Below are 16,842 nucleotides of genomic sequence, written 5' to 3'. Positions count from 1 at the left end.
GTTCCGTAAGCGATGCCCGGCAGATTTGACCGGGCATTTTTGCTCAAATGCGCCAGGGCGCATTAAGCATGACGGCTCGGCCGCAGGCTCAGCGCTCACGCATGGCGTCGTGGACATGCTCGCGCAAGGGCGCCAGCAGGAAATCGATGATGCGCCGCTTGCCGGTCAGGATCTCCGCTTTGACCGACATGCCCGGCACCAGCGCCGCCGCGCGGCCATCGACGTCGAGGGTCGCGCGGTCGAGCGCGATGTGGACCATGTAGCGCAGCCGCTCGCTGGCCTCGACGCGGTCGGTCTGGTCGGCCTGCCGCTCGGCGCCCTGCACGCCGCTGGAATTGACCGGAGCGGCCTCGGCATCGCGATCGACCGAGGTCACCCTGCCGCCGAGCAGGCCATAGCGCGTGAACGGGAAGGCATCGACCTTCAGCTCGACGCGCTGGCCGGCCTCGACGAAGCCGACGTCGCGGTTCTCGACCACGGCCTCGACCTCGATCCGGTCGTCGTCGGGCACGACCGACAGCAGCTGCTGCGCCGGGGTCACCACGGCTCCGGCCGCTGCGACGTGCATCTGCTGCACGGTGCCGTCGATCGGCGCGCGCAGGGTCTGCAACTCGGCGCGGCGGGTGGCCTTGGTCAGCGCTTCGCCGGCGGCGCGGGCGCGCTCGCGCGCGGTCGCGAGATCGCGCATCGCCTTGTCGCGCATGTCGGCCTCGGTGGCGGCGATCTTCTGATCGAGCCCGGCGATGGTCGCATCGAGCGCAATGATCTTGGCCTTGTTGATCTCGAGCTCCGCGCGGGTCTCCACCAGGAGCTGCTGGCTCTCCAGCCGCGCGATGATCGAGGCATTGCCGATCTCGCTGGCCTTGATGCGGATGTCCGCGCGCTGCGTCACCATCGGCAGCGTCTGCTCATATTTGGCGACGGTCTGCTGCAGCGCCTCGCGCTCGGCAACATGCTGGGCGCGCTCCTGCGCCAGCGCCGCCAGCTGGCTGGCGCGCATCGCCAGCTGCGCCGTCAGTTGCGCCTGGGCGCGGGCGCGGTCGAGCGGCTCGGCGCCCACCACCAGCTCGAACGGTCCACTCTTCACGCCATCGAGAAACGCGGCCAGCCGGACCTCGTCGAGCAGGCTCGCGATCAAATCGCTGCGGGCGCGGTCGGCCTCCGCCGTCACCGCCGTCTTGTCGAGCTCGATCAGCGCATCGCCGGCGCGCACGCGCTGGCCGGGCTGCACCAGCACCGCCTTGACGCTCGCGGTCTCGAACGGCTGCACCACCTGCGTGCGGGTATGCGAGATCACTTTGCCGCTGGCGACGGCGACGATGTCGACCTTGCCGAGCACGGCCCAGCCGAGCGCGGCGAAGGTGACGGTGCACAGCGCCAGCGCGGTAATGCGCCCGAGCGGATTGGGCGGCGTCTCGGTGATTTCGAGGGCCGCGGGCAGAAACTCCTGTTCAGAGGTCTTGCCGCCGAACGAGAAGCCACGCAGGAGGCTTGCAGGTGTGCTCATCGCCCTCTCCTCAGCGGCCCGCGGACTGGATTCGGTGCAGGGTCGCATAGCGGCCGCCGCCGGCCACCAGCTGCTCATGCGTGCCGTCCTCGACGATGACGCCGTTCTCGATGGTCAGGATGCGATCGGCGCTGCGCACCGTCGACAGCCGGTGCGCTATGATCAGCACGGTGCGGCCGCGTACGATGTCGCGCATGTTGGCCTGGATGATGCTCTCCGACTCATAGTCGAGCGCCGAAGTCGCCTCGTCGAAAATGAGGATACGGGGATCGCCCACCAGCGCGCGCGCGATCGCGATGCGCTGGCGCTGGCCGCCGGACAGCGACACACCGCGCTCACCGATCACGGTGTCGTAGCCCTGCGGCATCCGGCAGATGAACTCGTGCGCGCCGGCGAGCTTCGCCGCCTCCACGATCTTCTCCATCGGCAGCGCGGGATCGGCGAGCGCGATGTTGTCGCGGACCGAGCGGTTGAACAGCACGTTCTCCTGCAACACGACGCCGATCTGCCGCCGCAGCCAGGACGGATCGAGCACCGCGGTGTCGATGCCGTCGACCAGCACGCGGCCGGCTTCCGGCTGGTACAGCCGCTGCGCCAGCTTGGCGATCGTGCTCTTGCCGGAGCCGGAGGGACCGACGATGCCGACCACCTGCCCTGCCCCGATCTTGAGAGAGACCTCGCGCAGCACCGGCTGGGTGTTGAGGCCATAGCGGAAGGTGACGCGCTCGAACTCGATCGCGCCGTCCAGCGGCGGCAGGTTCTGCTCGGCGCCGCCGCTCTTCGCCTCCACCGGCGTGTTGAGGATGTCGCCGAGCCGCTCCACCGACAGGCGCACTTGGTGGAAATCCTGCCAGACCTGGACCAGCCGCAACACCGGACCCGACACCTGGTTGGCCAGCATATTGAAAGCGACGAGCTCGCCCACCGTCATCTTGTTGGCGATCACGAGCCCGGCGCCAACAAAGAGCGTCAGCGCGCCGATGCCCTTGTTGAGCAGGCCCGCGGCCTGGCTCGCCCAATTGCCGATCTGCGACGCAGAAAACGACGCACCGACATAGCTCGCAAGCTGCTCCTCCCAGCGCCGCTGCATCAAGGGCTCGACGGCCATCGCCTTGATGGTCTCGACGCCGGTGACGCTCTCGACCAGGAAGGCCTGGTTCTCGGCGCCGCGGCGGAATTTCTCGTCGAGCCGGGTGCGGAACGCCGGCGTCGTCGCCAGCGACAGCAGCGCATAAACCGGCAGCGTGCCGCAGACGATCCACGCCAGGGTCGAGCTGTACAGGAACATCACGCCGATGAAGACGGCGGCGAAGGCGAGATCGAGCACCAGCGTGATCGAGGACGAGGTGATGAACTGCCGGATGGTCTCGAGCTCGCGCACCCGCGCGACGCTGTCGCCGACGCGGCGGCTCTCGAAATAGGCCAGCGGCAGCCGCATCAGGTGCCGGAACAGCCGCGCGCCGAGCTCGACGTCGATGCGGTTGGAGGTGTGCGTGAACAGATAGGTGCGCAGGCCGGACAGCACGGCCTCGAACAGCGCGATCAGCGCGAGGCCCGCGACCATCACCTCCAAGGTCGACAGGCCACGATGCACCAGCACCTTGTCGATCACGACCTGGAAGATCATCGGCGTCGCCAGGCCGAACAGCTGGATCACGAACGACGCCAGCAGCACCTCGATCAGGATGCGGCGGTATTTGCCGATAGCAGCGACGAACCAGCCGAAATTGAACCGGCGCGCGGTGTCGGAGAGCTCCGCGCGCTTGGCGATCAGGATGAGTTGGCCGGACCAGACGGCTTCGAACTCGACAAAGCTCAGCAGGCGCGGTCCGGCATCGGCGAGCCCCTGGATCAACACGCCGGTCTCGGTCACCTTGCCGATCACCGCAAAGCCGCCATCTCTTAGCACGGCCACCGTCGGCAGTGGCGTGGACTTCAACCGCGCAACTTTGGACGTGATCAGCCTGGCCTTGACCGGAAAGCGCGCAGTCGCGCGCAGGAGATCATCGATGGAGAGCGCATCGCTTCGCCCGGCCTCATGCTGAATGCGCCCGGGATCGGCGACGATGCCGAGCAGATGCAGCGACAGCGCCAGCGCCCATGCGCCCTGATCCGTACACGCCTGCATCGACTGATCCCGCCTCTCGGTCCGACGTCCCCGCCGCAAGCCTCCGGGACCTGCGTTCGCGTGGCGTTAAGTCGGATGCTTAACGGGGACTGCACGCATCCGTGGCGCTACGGGCCGGCAAGACCTGGTCATCTCCCCATGCAGATCACGTCTGGCGTCGTTCCTGGGCGCGCGCAGCGCGAGCCCGGAACCCATACCCACAGGGAGCGGCTTTGAGGCACACTCGTGGTGGGCATCTCGCTCCACGACACCGTTCTGTGATTATGGATTCCGGGCTCATTCACGCACAAAATGGCTTTGCCATTTCGCGCGCGAATGCCCCGGAATGACGGAGACTGGGGTTGCCTTCGGCGGATCACGCCGCCATCGGCATCGCCAGCGTGCGCTGCTGCAGGGTCTGGCCTTGCGTGAACGCCACGTTCGACGAGCCACCGTCCGTGAGCGAGGCGATCGCCTGGACGAAGCCGGATGCGGCCGCAGAGAGGTCGTTGGCGTCGGAGACGAGCTTCAGCCCCGACGACGTCGTGGTGGTGCTCGCCGCGAGCTTCTTGGCGTCGCCGACATTGTCGATGGTGATCGTATCGCCGGCCGCAAGCAACGTCGCGAGGCTGACCTCGAACGTGGTCTGCCAATACTGCCCGGCCGCCGAGCCCCAGGGGTTGCGAACCTGCAGCATGCCGGTGGCGCTGTTGTAGCCGTAGATCGACATGGCATGGTTGGCGACCAGGGTGGTCTTGCCGGTCGAATCCTTGGCGTTGGTGTAGGACGACAGGATCACGTCGTCGCCCGCCGCAAGGCTGGCCGCAATGGTCGCGAGCACGCCGGAGGTCGAATTGCCGGTGGTATAGTTCGTCACGCCGAACGACGAATTATAGACCACCTTGCCCCATGAGCCGCCCATGGCGCGGAAGTCGGTGATCTGGGTCGCGCCGGTGATCGCCTCCAGCGCGATCTGCGGGGCACCGCCATTGCCGATCGTGGTGTAGGAATTGCCGTAATTGATCGAGTTTCCAGTGTAGACGCCGCTGGCCTGCAGCTCGGCATAGGCCTTCTCGGCGAGGCTCGCCCAGATCGCGCTGCCGCCATTGTTGAAGATGGTGCCGCCATTGGCGAGCGCGGTGTTGACGGTGACGTAGCGCGCGGTGCCGTTGACGTAGAAGCGCACGCCATAGGTGCCGTTGCCGTTGCTCGTGAACATCGACGAGATGACCGACTGCTCCTTGTAGGCTACCTCGGCGAGGCCCGCGAGCAGGTAGCAGTCGCCGAGATAGCCCTGGTTGATGTCGTTCATGCTGGCGCCGGCGGCCGAGAACAGCGGCTTGGTCGAGTTCGAATACGAGACCGAGAACTGCGTGCTGCCGAGGATCACCTTCGACGACGGCAAATCAGTCCCGAGGAACCATTTGCCGATCAGTTCGGCGAACTGCAGCTCGGTCGAACCGGTCGCGAGATTGCCGAGCGCAACCGAGCTCGCGGCGCCGCCGGTCCAGGTCGCGTTCCCTGCGTTGCCGTTGACGAATGCCTGCGTGACATAGGTCAGGTAGCTCGACGTCGACACGCCGTTGTTCAGGTTGGCCGCGATCGTCTTGAGGTCGGCGAACTGGCTGGCGCTCAGCTTGGTCTTGGTCGCAGCCAGCGTCGCGTCGACGTCGGTGAAGACCTTGAGCAGTCCGGCATAGGTGACGGTGCCGTTGGTGATCGCGGCCGTCATGTCGGCCTTGATCTGGGCGTTGGTGAGCGTGTTCACCCAGGCCGGCACGGTGCTCTTGGTCGCGGTGGTCGCAGCGACGGCGGTCGTGCTGATCGTCGGCGTCGTGACGCTCTTGGTCGTGCTGGACGCGGTGGTGACGGTCGCGGCGACGCTGCAGAAATTGCCATAGAGCGCGATCCCGGCCGACGGGTCCGCAGCCGGCGCCGGAGGCGGCGCGGCCGCTGTCGCGGGGGCCTGGGTGAACAGCCACGTCTTGGTCAGGTCGGGCGTGAACCAGGTGTCGGTCTCGAACAATCCGGTCGGGTCGCTGGTCTGGTCGGTCTGCGGCTTGCGTAGGCCCTGCGGCAGGATCGGCATTGGTCGAGGCTCTCCGTGAACGATGGGACTTGTCGTGACCGCCTTCGCGATCGTCCCGCCATCGTTCGCATCAGGCCTTGCGGCAAAGCTGCGCGATCCGTTCAAGTTTTAGAAATTTGTCGCGATCAGCTGTATCCCAGCGCCGTTCGCCCGGTAGGAGTTTACGGATCGGCGGCAAATGATACGGAGACCGTATTAGTACCGGGTGCGATGGGCGTGCTCGAGCGCGCGACGCCAGCCATGAGCATTCGCGCGTCGAGGCTGCCCTGCACCATCCAGTTCAAGGTACGACGCTGAGAACGCGCGCTTCCGCGCCCGCAACGGATCGCATGTCGGACCCCGGCGGGCATTCGGCAAGTGCCCGGTCAATCAACCTGATGGCTGCCGCTTCGCGGTTCTGCTGCAGCATCAGCTCGCCGGCAAAGAAGCTTGCCTCACAGCGCCGCAGCCGGCGTGTCGCGCCCCCGCCGCGGTCGGCTGCCGCAAGCACACCATCGACCGTTTCCTCCCCGAGATACAGACGCAAGAGCGGCGCGGGCCAATGGCGCATATCGAGCCGCCTCGCCTGGCTGGCGAGTTCGCTGGCATGGCCAGCGCGCCGGCGCGCCAGATCGAGCCACAGGGCGGTGTCGGCATTGCCGGGATCGATCGCGCTGAGCCGCCTGAATCCGTCTTGCGACTGCTCCAGCAGGCCGGCCTGAAAGCTTGCGATTCCGAGCCCGCGATAGGCGCGCGCACGGTCGCTGTCGCGTCGCAACGCCTGATCCGAGCCGGACAAGGCCAGCGGCTCGTGGCTGCGCAGATCGTGTGTCACGCGATTGAAGGCGGAGAGCGGATCGATCGAGGCAGCGGCGATCACCTGCTTGTAGTCATCGATCGCATGATCCAGATCGCCCTTGTTGAAATAAGCGCCGGCGCGCGCCAGACGAGCCTTGATCAGTTGCGCGGCCGCCGACCTGCTCTGCTCGATCATGATCGTGCAGCCGGCAATGCGCGAATCGACGTTCGCTCGGTTCGTGCACCGCGCTGCAGCTGCGTTCGCTGATAAGTTGAAGATCAGACAGATGACCAGCGCCTGACCTATGAGCAGGCACCATCGTCGCATCGCCATGTGTGTCCCCCTGTTGTTGTTGTGGTACGGGGATGTTACCTGGGCCGACGAGACGAACCACAATCGGTAATTGCATTCACGGATCATCGTTCAGCCGGTGTTAACGGCTTCGCGGAGTCGTCCGTTCGCAGCGAGATGATGATCCGTCATCGTTGTGGGGTCGCAGGCGGACAGGCGATCGATTCTGCCGGGCAAGACCCAAGCGAAAACACGATCAGCTACTTCGCCTCGGCAATCAGCACCTGCAGCCTGACCAGCTCGGCCTCCAGGTCCGCCTCGACGTCCGCCGTCCGCACTTCGGTCACGCGATAGTCGCGGCTCTCCAGCCACGCCTTGCGCTGCGCGCGGTCCGCCACCACGCCTTCGCTCTCGTCGGTGCCCACCAGTTCGATCGCGAGGCGATGGATGAAGGAGACGAAATCCGGGATGTGGCGGCCGACCGGGGTCTGGCGCTTGAACTGGCCGGCGAAGCGGCGGTCGCGGGACAGCGCGTGCCACAGCGCGCGCTCAGCGTCGGTCGGATTGCGGCGGAGCAGCCGCGCCAGCCCGCGCAGCGATCCCCGCGAATCCGGCAGATTGGCGACCGTACCCTGCTCGGCGATCAGCGCGCGCAGCCGCGTCGCCTGCGTGCTGTCGAGCACGCCGCCCTTGGCCGGACCCTTCCGCCCCTCGGCGATCGCCATGATCACGCCGTGGAGCGTATGCATGTCCTGCTTCGTCGGCTCCATCCGGAAGAAGATGTTGCGCAAATTCACCAGCATGGTCTCGCGCTTCTCGGCCGGGCGCAGGAATTCGACCCGGTCGAGCTCGCGCACGAGGTTCTCGAAGAACGCCTCCAGCTGCTCCTGGGTGGCGCGCTCGGAGCGCTCGGGCATCGCAAACGGCAGCGCGCCTGATGTGACCAGCTTGAACCATTCATAGCCCATCAGCAGCACGGCCTGGGCGAGGTTGAGCGAGGCGAAGCCCGGATTGACCGGATAGGTGATGATGCGGTTGGCGCGGGCGACCTCCTCATTGGTCAGCCCGGACCGTTCGCGGCCGAACAGGATGCCGGCCCGGCCGCCGGCGGCGATCTGGCCCTGCATTTCCTTCGCGGCCGCCTCCGGCCCCATCACCGGCTTGGCCTGGTCGTGGGAGCGCGCCGTCGTCGCGAACACCAGGTCGAGGTCGGCGATCGCCTCCGGCAGCGTATCGAACAGCCGGACATGGTCGATGATATGGTCGGCCCCGGCCGCCGCCCGCTGGGCGGCGATGTTCGGCCAGCCGTCGCGCGGGTTGACCAGGCGCAGCTCGGTCAGCGCGAAATTGCCCATCGCGCGCGCGGCCATGCCGATGTTCTCGCCGAGCTGCGGCTCGACCAGGATCACCACCGGTCCTGCGATCTCAATTCCTGCCTTGGTCTTGTCGGTGCCCGACACGATCGGTCCTCAACTTCCATGTCAGATGAGCGCCGCTGCGGCGCCCTGCCCGCTCCGTTGGCCCGGCGGACAAGAATTCTCAAGCAAAATAATCGGCTTAAGCCGGAATTTTGCAGTTTGCTCGAAATGGCAGGCGGCCGGTCCCGCTCCCTTGCCCGCTGCATGAGCGGGCTGCGAAAATCAGCACCGGGAGCCTACCGGGTACGCTTCCGCATGCGGTGCAGCAGTGCTATGACGCGCTTGATTTCACAAGCGCTTTCCATTCCTGGCGCGCTGTTCCCAAGAAGGCCCCATCGATCATGGCAAAAATCAAGGTGACCAATCCGGTCGTCGAGCTCGACGGCGACGAGATGACCCGGATCATCTGGCAGTACATCAAGGACAAGCTGATCAACCCGTTCCTTGACATCGATCTGCAATATTACGACCTGGGGATGGAGAGCCGCGACAAGACCAACGACCAGATCACGATCGATGCCGCCAACGCGATCAAGAAGGTCGGCGTCGGCGTCAAGTGCGCCACCATCACCCCCGACGAAGCCCGGGTGAAGGAATTCGGCCTCAAGGAGATGTGGAAGTCGCCGAACGGCACCATCCGCAACATCCTCGGCGGCGTCGTGTTCCGCGAGCCGATCATCTGCAAGAACGTGCCGCGCCTCGTCCCCGGCTGGACCAAGCCGATCATCATCGGCCGCCACGCCTATGGCGACCAGTACCGCGCCACCGACTTCAAATTCCCCGGCAAGGGCACTTTGTCGATGAAGTTCGTCGGCGAGGACGGCACCGTGATCGAGCGCGAGGTGTTCAAGGCGCCGGGTCCGGGCATCGCGATGGAGATGTACAATCTCGACGACTCGATCGTCGATTTCGCCCGCGCCTCGTTCAACATGGGCCTGGCCAAGAACTATTCGGTCTACCTCTCCACCAAGAACACCATCCTGAAGGTCTATGACGGCCGCTTCAAGGACCTGTTCCAGGAAGTGTTCGACAAGGAGTTCAAGGACAAGTTCGAGGCCAAGAAGATCACCTATGAGCACCGACTGATCGACGACATGGTCGCCGCGGCGCTGAAGTGGTCGGGCGGCTACGTCTGGGCCTGTAAGAACTATGACGGCGACGTGCAGTCCGACACCGTGGCCCAGGGCTACGGCTCGCTCGGCCTGATGACCTCGGTGCTGCTGACCCCGGACGGCAACACGGTGGAGGCCGAGGCCGCCCACGGCACGGTGACCCGCCACTTCCGCGAGCACCAGAAGGGCAAGGAGACCTCGACCAACTCGATCGCCTCGATCTTCGCCTGGACCCGCGGCCTGTCGCACCGCGCCAAGCTCGACAACAATGCCGAGCTGGCCAAGTTCGCGTCCACCCTGGAGAAGGTCTGCGTTGACACCGTCGAGGCCGGCTACATGACCAAGGACCTCGCGCTCCTGGTCGGCGCCGACCAGCGCTGGCTGTCGACGACCGGCTTCCTCGACAAGATCGCCGAGAACCTGACCAAGGCGATGGCGGCGTAAGTTTCGCCACTTTCGCCCTTCAAATTCGTCACCTATCAACGGGCCGCGCCACCAGCGTGGCCCGTTTCGTTTCCGCCGCCACCCTCGAGGACTTGACCATGCGCGTGATCCCGAATTTGTCGCTGCTCCTGTTGGGCGCCGTCTCCATCCCCGTCCAGGCCGCCGAGACCACTATTCCCGATGCTCTGGTGGCCGCCGGCGAGAAGCCGGTGCTGACGCTGCATGCCGAGGGTGCGCAGGTCTACGAGTGCAAGACCGACAAGGACGGCAAGCTCGCCTGGGCGTTCCGCGAGCCGATCGCCACGTTGTTTGATGGCGGCAAGACCGTCGGCCGGCACTACGCCGGGCCGAATTGGGAGCATCAGGACGGCTCGGGCGTGACCGGCCGCGTCGTCGGGACCGCGATCGGCGCCACCGACAACGACATCCCCTGGCTCAAGCTCGCGGCGACCGCGCACAAAGGCTCCGGCCTCCTCGCCGACGTCACCACGGTACAGCGGATCAACACCGCCGGCGGCAAGCTGGAGGGCGCCTGCGACACCGCCGGGCAATTCCGCAGCGTCGCCTACGCCGCCGACTATGTGTTCCTGAAAAAGGAGTGAGGCCCGTCGACGCGCGGCCTGCTCACAGCCCGAGCCGGTCCCGCACCCGTCCCGCGATGACGGCACCGGTCACCGCGACGGGCCACAGGCCGTGCAGCGGGATCGGCTTGATGCCGGTCACGGGCATGTCGATCTCCGCCTTGGCGCCGCCGATGAGGCGACGCGCGAGCTGGGCGCCCATCGCCGTGGACAGCGCCACGCCCCGGCCATTGCAGCCGAGCGAGATCAGGATGCCCTCGGCCGGCTCATGGACATGCGGATAGTGGTCCTTGGTGATGGCCAGCCGGCTGTTCCAGCCATGCGTCCAGGCCACGCCATTGAGCTTCGGCCACAGCCGCTCGGCGTAGCGCATGAGATAGGCGACGTCGCCAGGCGAATTGATCCAGCGCATCGGGCCGCGGCCGCCCATCAAGAGGCGGTTGTTCTGGTCGATGCGGTAGTAGACCGTGATGTGGCCGCTCTCATACAGCACCGAGCGCGTCGGCATGATCGCGCGGACCACATCCTCCGACAGCGGCGCGGTGGCTGCAATCGAGGAGAACACCGGAATCACGGTCTGGCGCAGCTCCGGCCAGAGATCCCCGGTGAAGCCGTTGGTCGCGATCAGCACCTTGTCGGCGTGCACCACGGCCCGCGGCGTCTCGATCCGCCAGCGCGCGCCGTCGCGGCGCAACGACAGCGCCGGCGTGTCGCCATGGACCGCGGCGCCGGTCGAGATCGCCGCCCGCGCCAGCCCGCGCGCGTAGTTCAGCGGATGCAGATCGCCGCCACGCGCGTCGAACATGGCGCAGACATAGCGGTCGCTGCCGGTGACCTCGCGCAGCTTGTCGCGGTCATACAGCTCGACCGGCATACCGCGGCGGATGCACTGCTCGGCGGTACGCTCGATCGCCGTGGCGCTGGCGGGATGATAGGCAGCGCGCAGCGTGCCCTGCTGCCGGGCCTCGCAGGGGATCTGATAGCGGCGGATCAGGTCGTGGGTGAAGTTGGTCGTGCCGTAGGCGAAGTCGATCATGCGGCGGCCGAGCTCGGCGCCGAAATCGGCCTCGATCTGATCAGGGTCATGCTTGAGGCCGGGATTGGTGTGGCCGCCATTGTTGCCGGAGGCGCCCCAGCCGGGCTCCTGCGCCTCGAGCACCACGCAGTCGGTGCCCTGCTCCGCCAGATGCAGCGCGGTCGACAGGCCGGTGAAGCCGCCGCCGATGATCGCAACCGAGACGCTGCGGTCGACGTAGAGCGGCGGGGTCGCCGCGGGCGCAACGGCCGTCACGGCATAGACCGACGGCGGCAGCGGAAGGCGATCGGGACGTGTCATGGCGGTCTCGCTTGCGTCACAGCGGATGCAGCACGCGGCGCAGGAAATCCTGCGTGCGCGGGTGCTGCGGTTGATTGAGCATCACCTTCGCCGGCCCCTGCTCGACGATGACGCCGCCGTCGATGAACAGCACGCGGTCGGCGACCTCGCGGGCAAAGCCGATCTCATGGGTGACGACCACCATGGTCATGCCGTCATCGGCGAGCTTGCGCATCACGCCGAGCACGTCGCCGACCAGCTCGGGATCGAGCGCCGAGGTCGGCTCGTCGAACAGGATCGCCTTGGGCTGCATCGCGAGCGCGCGTGCGATCGCGACGCGCTGCTGCTGGCCGCCGGAGAGCTGAGGCGGATGCATGTCGGCCTTGTCAGCGAGCCCGACCTGGGCGAGCAGCGCCCGGCCGCGCTCCACGGCGGCTGCGCGCGGCTCCTTCTTCACGTAGAGCGGGCCCTCGATGACGTTGTCCAGCGCGGTCCGGTGCGGGAACAGGTTGAAGCGCTGGAACACCATCGAGACCTGGGTGCGGATCGCCACGATCGATCGCGCGTCGCGATCGACCCGCAGCCCCTCGACGCTGATCGTGCCGCGATCGTAGCTTTCGAGCCCGTTGATGCAGCGGAGGATGGTCGACTTGCCGGAGCCGGACGGCCCGATGATGCAGACCACCTCGCCCTTCTCGACCGAGGCCGTGATGCCCTTGAGCACCTCGACCTTGCCGAAGCTTTTGTGGACGTCGACGAGCTCGATCATCGGCGTGACGCCCGCTTCTCGAAGTGCCGGACCAGCAGGATCAGCGGGATGCTCATGGTGAGATACATCAGCGCCACGAGCGTGAACACGCTCGAGTTCTTGAAGGTCGAGGACGCGATCAGCTTGCCCTGCAGCGCCAGCTCGGCGACCGTGATGGTCGAGGCCTGCGAGGAATCCTTCAGCATCATGATCATGACGTTGCCATAGGGCGGCAGCACGATGCGCACCGCCTGCGGCAGCACCACGCGGCGCATCGTCATCCACCAGCCCATGCCGATCGACTGCGCCGCCTCGATCTGCCCCTTGTCGATCGCCTCGATGCCGGCGCGGAAGTTCTCCGCCTGGTAGGCCGAATAGGCGATGCCGAGGCCGAGAATGGCGGCCTGCAACGCCGACAGGGTGACGCCGAGGTCTGGCATCACGAAGTAGAGATAGAACAGCAGCACGATGATCGGGATGCCGCGGATCAGATTGATCAGCGCCGCGCTCAGGCCGGACAACACGCGGATGCCCGACACCCGCATCATCGCCCAGACCAGCCCGAGCACGGTCGAGAGCAGCAGCGATCCCAGGGTGACGATGATCGTCAGCACCACGCCGTTGAGCAGGATCGGAAAGAACTCGACGGCATCGTGCCAGAATCGATTCATGATCCGGTCAGCCCTTCAGGCCCCATTTGTCGAGAATCTTGTCGACCGTCCCGTTCGCCTTCAGCTTGGCCAGCGAGGCGTTGACCTTGCCGAGCAGCTCCGCCTCGCCCTTTCGCACGGCGATGCCGACCGAGCCGACCGTCACCGGCTTGTAGCTGGCGACGAGCCGCGCGTCGGGAAAAGCGCCCTGCTTGAGATTATAGGCTAGGATCGGATAGTCGGCGAAGCCGGCCTTGAGGCGGCCGGTGTTCACGTCGCGCAGGATGTCGGGAATGGTGTCGTAGGCCTTGACCTCGGAGAACAGCCCGGACTTCTTCAGCGCATCAACGAACGCCGTGCCGACCTGCGCGCCGACCACCTCGCCCTTGAGATCCTCCTGCGAGGCGTAGGCCTTGGTGTCGGCCTTGGGCACGATCAGGCCCTCGCCATAGGTGTAGATCGGATCGGAGAAATCGACCACCTCCTTGCGCGGCGGGGTGATGAACATCGCGGCGGCGATGATGTCGATCTTGCTGGACGTCAAGGACGGGATCAGCGCCGAGAACTGCATCGGCTCGATCTGCACGTTGAAGCCGGCGTCCTTGCCGATCTCGGTCATGAGATCGACCATCACGCCCTGGATCTGGTTGGTCTTGGTGTCGAGGAAAGTGAAGGGAATGCCGGTCGGGGTCGAGCCGACCTTCAGCACCTGCTGCGCCGAGACAGGCGCGACCGCCGCCAACACCAGGGCCGCGCAGGCGGCCCGAACAAAACGCTTCAACAGCATCACATCCCCCTTCGGACCTGCCGGCCGCAGCGTGCCTCATCAGTTGCAATGGCAACCGTTGCGGGCCGCGCGGTTTCGGCCTATTTTCACCAATATGAAAATTTGGGCATACTTCGGCGGATGTTGCAAGCGGTTTTCATGCACATGAAGGAAGCGGTCTGACGTGAGTGGAGGCAAGAGATTGCGCAAACCCAGCGCAGCCGCACCTTCGCGAAAGCGCAAGGCGCCGTCGCAGACGGCCGCGACGGCGGTCGAGCCGGCGATGGACGTCGCGGTCGGCGGGCGCATCCGCGATCTCAGGCGCGAGCGGAAATTGTCGCTCGAGACCGTCGCGGCGCAGACGGAGCTCTCGATCGGTTTCCTCAGCCAGATCGAGCGCGGCCTGTCGTCACCGTCGCTGCGCGTACTGGCGACGCTCGCCGACGTGCTCGGCGTCGGCATCGCCGCGCTGTTCGGCACCAGCCCGGGGGGCGATGCGGCGTCCGACGCCGTGGTCACGCGCGGCGCGCAGCGGCCGGAGCTCAAGCTGTGGCGCACCGGCGTGTCCAAGCAGCTGCTCAGCGCGGCCGGCGCCGACAACAAGCTCAATCTGTTCCTGGTGCATCTGGAGCCCCGCGGCTCGACCGGCGACGAGCTCTACACCCATGACGGCGAGGAAGCGGGCCTGGTGCTCGAAGGCGAGATGATCCTCACGGTCGATGCCGAGACGTGGTCGCTCAAGACCGGCGACAGCTTCCGCTTCGCCAGTCGCCGCCCGCACCGCTTCTCCAATCCGGCCGACGATGCCAAAGCCGTCGTGCTCTGGGTGAACTGCGTGACGTAAAGCGCCTCACGCCTCGCGATAATCCAGCAGGATCAGCCCGACCAGCACGAAGGCCACCGGCCAGACCCAGGCGGCGGCGCGGCTGATGCGGCCGTCCATCCGCAGCTCCAGCCAGCGCGCCCAGCCGGCGGTGATGCCGCAGAGCGCCAGCGGCGTGTGGCTCATCTCGATCAGCAGCTGGTCCTTGATGTTGGCAATGGCGTGCGAGTGGGTCATCAGCAGCGCGCCGCCGGCGGCGACCGTCAGTGGAAACACCAGCGCGGCGCGGCCCGCCTGCTGCCCGCGCAGCCGGACGCGCCATTCGAACAGGCCGAACAGGATGATCAGCACCACGAACAGCCGGTGCTGCGCCACTTCCGGGTCGCGCCACGACGCCCAGAAGCCGATCGGCCCGAGCGGCCAGGCCATCTCGTCGGCGCGCAGGAACAGGAACGCCGCCATCAGCAGGAACAGCAGCGGCCAGTGCCGCGCCCACCGCCCCCAGGAGAAGCGCTCGATCAGCGCGAGCAGACCGATCAGCACGACGAAGATGCCGGCCCAGTGGTGGTTGTATTCCGACCAGGCGATGTCGGCGGCGCTGCGCGGCAGGATCACGCCCTCGCCCGGCACATAGGCCTGCGGCGCGGTCACGCGCTGCGCGTCGGCGGCATCGATCTTGGCCTGGAGCTGCGAGACCGTGAGCTGGTCGACCGAAGGACTCGTCAGACGCGGCCATTGCGGCGCGGCGCGCTCGACGATCTCCGACCAGCTCAAGCGGTCCTGGCTGAGATCGATGCCGGGCGGCAGCGAGGTCAGCGAGCCCGCGGTGAGCAGCACCGTCAGGCCGATGCCGAGCTCGACCTCGACGAAGCGCTTCATCCGCAGCAAGGGCGCTGACGGATCGCCGCGCCGCAGCCGCTCGACGGCGAAGAAGTTGCCGGCGCCGAGCGCGAGCAGCATCACGAGCATCGCGACCTTGGCCGAGGTCATCACGCCATAGGCGGTGCCGTAGATCGCCTCGAACGAGCCGAGATAGGCGATTGCCATGATGGTGCCGCCGAGCACGATCGCCGCCACCGAGGCCATCGACATCAGCGAGTAGCGCCGGCCGATGCGGCGCTGGTCGTCCTCCGCCGTGCAGCCGTTCAGCGCGAGCAGGAAATACGGCAGGCCGCCGATCCACACGCCGGCGCCGAGCATGTGCAGGAAATCCGCCGCGAGCAGCGGCCAGCGCACGTCGAGCCGGCTCGCCGCATGCGTCAGGTTGAGCTGCATCGCCAGCGCCAGCCCCATCAGCGCGAGCAGCGCCGCGGCGCGCCACGTCACCCAGGTGCCGGTGCGCGCCAGCGCGGCGATGCCGAGCGCGCAGGCGGCAACCACAAGCCCCGAGCGCGCGAAGTCCGCGCCGACGGCCTCGCGCAGCGACAGATCCAGCGTGCCGGTCAGCGCCGCCATGTTGACGGCCAGCGAGATCGCGACCACGGCGAACCAGGCGGTAGCGCTGCGGCGCAGGAACCGCTGCGCCCGCTTCCCCACCACCAGCGCATCGGCAGACAGCTTGTCCTGCAGCGGCCGCAGCAGCAGGAGCTGGAACGCAATGCCGCCGATGGTGAACGACTGCGCCAGCAGGGTCAGCCCGCGCAGCACCACCGTGAGATAGCCGAAGATATCGAGGAACAGCGCCATGAGACGAGCACGCCGGTTAGCGCACGGTGAACGGAATGTCGCCGCGGGTGATGTGGCCGTCGACGCTGAGCACCTGCCATTGCAGGTGCCAGGCGCCGGGGCTGAGCGCCCTCGCCTGCGCATCGATCTCGTCGGCCGGTGCGTCCGCCGCAGGGGTCAAGGCCTGCTCGGCACCATCGGGCGCCTTGAGCTTCAACCGCGACCTCGCGTGATCGATGCGGCTGTTGAAGCGCAGCCGGATCGCCAGCGCGTCCTTGTCGATGGTCGCGCCCGAGGCGGGCTGCGACGAGACGATGATGGCGTGGGCGGAGGCTGTGGCGGGCAAGGCGAGGACGGCCAGGGGCAGCACGAGGCGAAGTCGCAGGGCGAGCATGGGATGATTGCCGACATCTGAGGATGCACAGCGTCCCGCAAGCAAGAGCTGCGCCCAGAGAAAAGAACGATTCCGTTCTAATCTATGGCAGCCGCCCGTTCCATACCTCACCACAATGCCGTGAGCGGAGCTGTGGACAGCCAGTTTGGCGCGC

Annotated in this window: 14 protein-coding genes; 3 read left to right on the top strand and 11 right to left on the bottom strand. The window is 66.8% G+C overall.

Features of this window, described 5'->3' with window-relative positions; translation table 11 throughout:
• Positions 1-88: 88 nt before the first annotated feature.
• The 5 genes from ACQR1L_RS13395 to ACQR1L_RS13375 form a co-directional block, all read right to left on the bottom strand.
• Entirely contained in the window at positions 89-1,507 is a 1,419-nt protein-coding gene (locus tag ACQR1L_RS13395) for an HlyD family type I secretion periplasmic adaptor subunit (protein WP_434858434.1), read from the bottom strand.
• Positions 1,508-1,517: 10 nt separating this feature from the next.
• Complete coding sequence (locus ACQR1L_RS13390) at positions 1,518-3,635, bottom strand: type I secretion system permease/ATPase (protein WP_434858433.1); 2,118 nt, start codon at positions 3,633-3,635, stop codon at positions 1,518-1,520.
• Between the two features lie 355 nt (positions 3,636-3,990).
• Complete coding sequence (locus tag ACQR1L_RS13385) at positions 3,991-5,703, bottom strand: C2 family cysteine protease (protein WP_434858432.1); 1,713 nt, start codon at positions 5,701-5,703, stop codon at positions 3,991-3,993.
• A 280-nt stretch (positions 5,704-5,983) separates the two neighbouring features.
• Entirely contained in the window at positions 5,984-6,901 is a 918-nt protein-coding gene (locus ACQR1L_RS13380) for a tetratricopeptide repeat protein (protein WP_434858431.1), read from the bottom strand.
• A 131-nt stretch (positions 6,902-7,032) separates the two neighbouring features.
• Positions 7,033-8,232: a TrmJ/YjtD family RNA methyltransferase gene (locus ACQR1L_RS13375; RefSeq protein WP_434858430.1), complete on the bottom strand. Its 1,200-nt coding sequence runs from the start codon at positions 8,230-8,232 to the stop codon at positions 7,033-7,035.
• Positions 8,233-8,531: 299 nt separating this feature from the next.
• On the opposite strand from ACQR1L_RS13375, the gene ACQR1L_RS13370 reads away from it, so the two are divergent.
• Both ACQR1L_RS13370 and ACQR1L_RS13365 read left to right on the top strand, forming a co-directional pair.
• Positions 8,532-9,746 (top strand): NADP-dependent isocitrate dehydrogenase, encoded by a 1,215-nt coding sequence (locus tag ACQR1L_RS13370; RefSeq protein ID WP_006614518.1) that lies wholly within the window; start codon positions 8,532-8,534, stop codon positions 9,744-9,746.
• A 98-nt stretch (positions 9,747-9,844) separates the two neighbouring features.
• Positions 9,845-10,348, top strand: a complete 504-nt coding sequence (locus ACQR1L_RS13365; RefSeq protein ID WP_434858429.1) for a DUF3455 domain-containing protein — start codon at positions 9,845-9,847, stop codon at positions 10,346-10,348.
• A gap of 22 nt (positions 10,349-10,370) precedes the next feature.
• Here ACQR1L_RS13365 and ACQR1L_RS13360 read toward each other — a convergent pair whose 3' ends face one another.
• The 4 genes from ACQR1L_RS13360 to ACQR1L_RS13345 are packed head-to-tail and all read right to left on the bottom strand — an operon-like array spanning position 10,371 to position 13,827.
• A complete protein-coding gene (locus ACQR1L_RS13360) occupies positions 10,371-11,663 on the bottom strand; it encodes an NAD(P)/FAD-dependent oxidoreductase (RefSeq protein ID WP_434858428.1) in 1,293 nt (430 codons plus the stop codon).
• Positions 11,664-11,679: 16 nt separating this feature from the next.
• On the bottom strand, positions 11,680-12,411 hold the full coding sequence (locus tag ACQR1L_RS13355; RefSeq protein ID WP_434858427.1) for an amino acid ABC transporter ATP-binding protein: 732 nt from the start codon (positions 12,409-12,411) through the stop codon (positions 11,680-11,682).
• Entirely contained in the window at positions 12,408-13,061 is a 654-nt protein-coding gene (locus tag ACQR1L_RS13350) for an amino acid ABC transporter permease (RefSeq protein ID WP_434858426.1), read from the bottom strand. Before ACQR1L_RS13350 ends, ACQR1L_RS13355 begins: the two co-directional genes overlap by 4 nt.
• Positions 13,062-13,068: 7 nt before the next feature.
• Positions 13,069-13,827 (bottom strand): ABC transporter substrate-binding protein, encoded by a 759-nt coding sequence (locus ACQR1L_RS13345; RefSeq protein WP_434858425.1) that lies wholly within the window; start codon positions 13,825-13,827, stop codon positions 13,069-13,071.
• A 181-nt stretch (positions 13,828-14,008) separates the two neighbouring features.
• Here ACQR1L_RS13345 and ACQR1L_RS13340 point away from each other — a divergent pair, with 181 nt between their 5' ends.
• Positions 14,009-14,650, top strand: a complete 642-nt coding sequence (locus ACQR1L_RS13340; protein WP_434858424.1) for a cupin domain-containing protein — start codon at positions 14,009-14,011, stop codon at positions 14,648-14,650.
• A 6-nt stretch (positions 14,651-14,656) separates the two neighbouring features.
• Here ACQR1L_RS13340 and ACQR1L_RS13335 read toward each other — a convergent pair whose 3' ends face one another.
• Both ACQR1L_RS13335 and ACQR1L_RS13330 read right to left on the bottom strand, forming a co-directional pair.
• Positions 14,657-16,315: a copper resistance D family protein gene (locus ACQR1L_RS13335; protein WP_434858423.1), complete on the bottom strand. Its 1,659-nt coding sequence runs from the start codon at positions 16,313-16,315 to the stop codon at positions 14,657-14,659.
• Between the two features lie 16 nt (positions 16,316-16,331).
• Complete coding sequence (locus ACQR1L_RS13330; protein ID WP_434858422.1) at positions 16,332-16,688, bottom strand: copper resistance CopC family protein; 357 nt, start codon at positions 16,686-16,688, stop codon at positions 16,332-16,334.
• Between the last annotated feature and the right edge of the window lie 154 nt (positions 16,689-16,842).

Source organism: Bradyrhizobium sp. HKCCYLR20261, assembly GCF_051168435.1.
GTDB lineage: Bacteria > Pseudomonadota > Alphaproteobacteria > Rhizobiales > Xanthobacteraceae > Bradyrhizobium.
Note: the sequence above shows the minus strand (reverse complement) of the source record. Positions and strands in the feature narration are given on the sequence as shown.

Bases quoted from the DNA above. Each gene is read 5' to 3' on its own strand.
- ACQR1L_RS13380 (WP_434858431.1), bottom strand. From the start codon at position 6,901: ATGATCCGTGAATGCAATTACCGATTGTGGTTCGTCTCGTCGGCCCAG.
- ACQR1L_RS13350 (WP_434858426.1), bottom strand. From the start codon at position 13,061: ATGAATCGATTCTGGCACGATGCCGTCGAGTTCTTTCCGATCCTGCTC.
- ACQR1L_RS13365 (WP_434858429.1), top strand. From the start codon at position 9,845: ATGCGCGTGATCCCGAATTTGTCGCTGCTCCTGTTGGGCGCCGTCTCC.
- ACQR1L_RS13370 (WP_006614518.1), top strand. From the start codon at position 8,532: ATGGCAAAAATCAAGGTGACCAATCCGGTCGTCGAGCTCGACGGCGAC.
- ACQR1L_RS13355 (WP_434858427.1), bottom strand. From the start codon at position 12,411: ATGATCGAGCTCGTCGACGTCCACAAAAGCTTCGGCAAGGTCGAGGTG.
- ACQR1L_RS13385 (WP_434858432.1), bottom strand. From the start codon at position 5,703: ATGCCGATCCTGCCGCAGGGCCTACGCAAGCCGCAGACCGACCAGACC.
- ACQR1L_RS13330 (WP_434858422.1), bottom strand. From the start codon at position 16,688: ATGCTCGCCCTGCGACTTCGCCTCGTGCTGCCCCTGGCCGTCCTCGCC.
- ACQR1L_RS13390 (WP_434858433.1), bottom strand. From the start codon at position 3,635: ATGCAGGCGTGTACGGATCAGGGCGCATGGGCGCTGGCGCTGTCGCTG.
- ACQR1L_RS13345 (WP_434858425.1), bottom strand. From the start codon at position 13,827: ATGCTGTTGAAGCGTTTTGTTCGGGCCGCCTGCGCGGCCCTGGTGTTG.
- ACQR1L_RS13360 (WP_434858428.1), bottom strand. From the start codon at position 11,663: ATGACACGTCCCGATCGCCTTCCGCTGCCGCCGTCGGTCTATGCCGTG.
- ACQR1L_RS13335 (WP_434858423.1), bottom strand. From the start codon at position 16,315: ATGGCGCTGTTCCTCGATATCTTCGGCTATCTCACGGTGGTGCTGCGC.
- ACQR1L_RS13395 (WP_434858434.1), bottom strand. From the start codon at position 1,507: ATGAGCACACCTGCAAGCCTCCTGCGTGGCTTCTCGTTCGGCGGCAAG.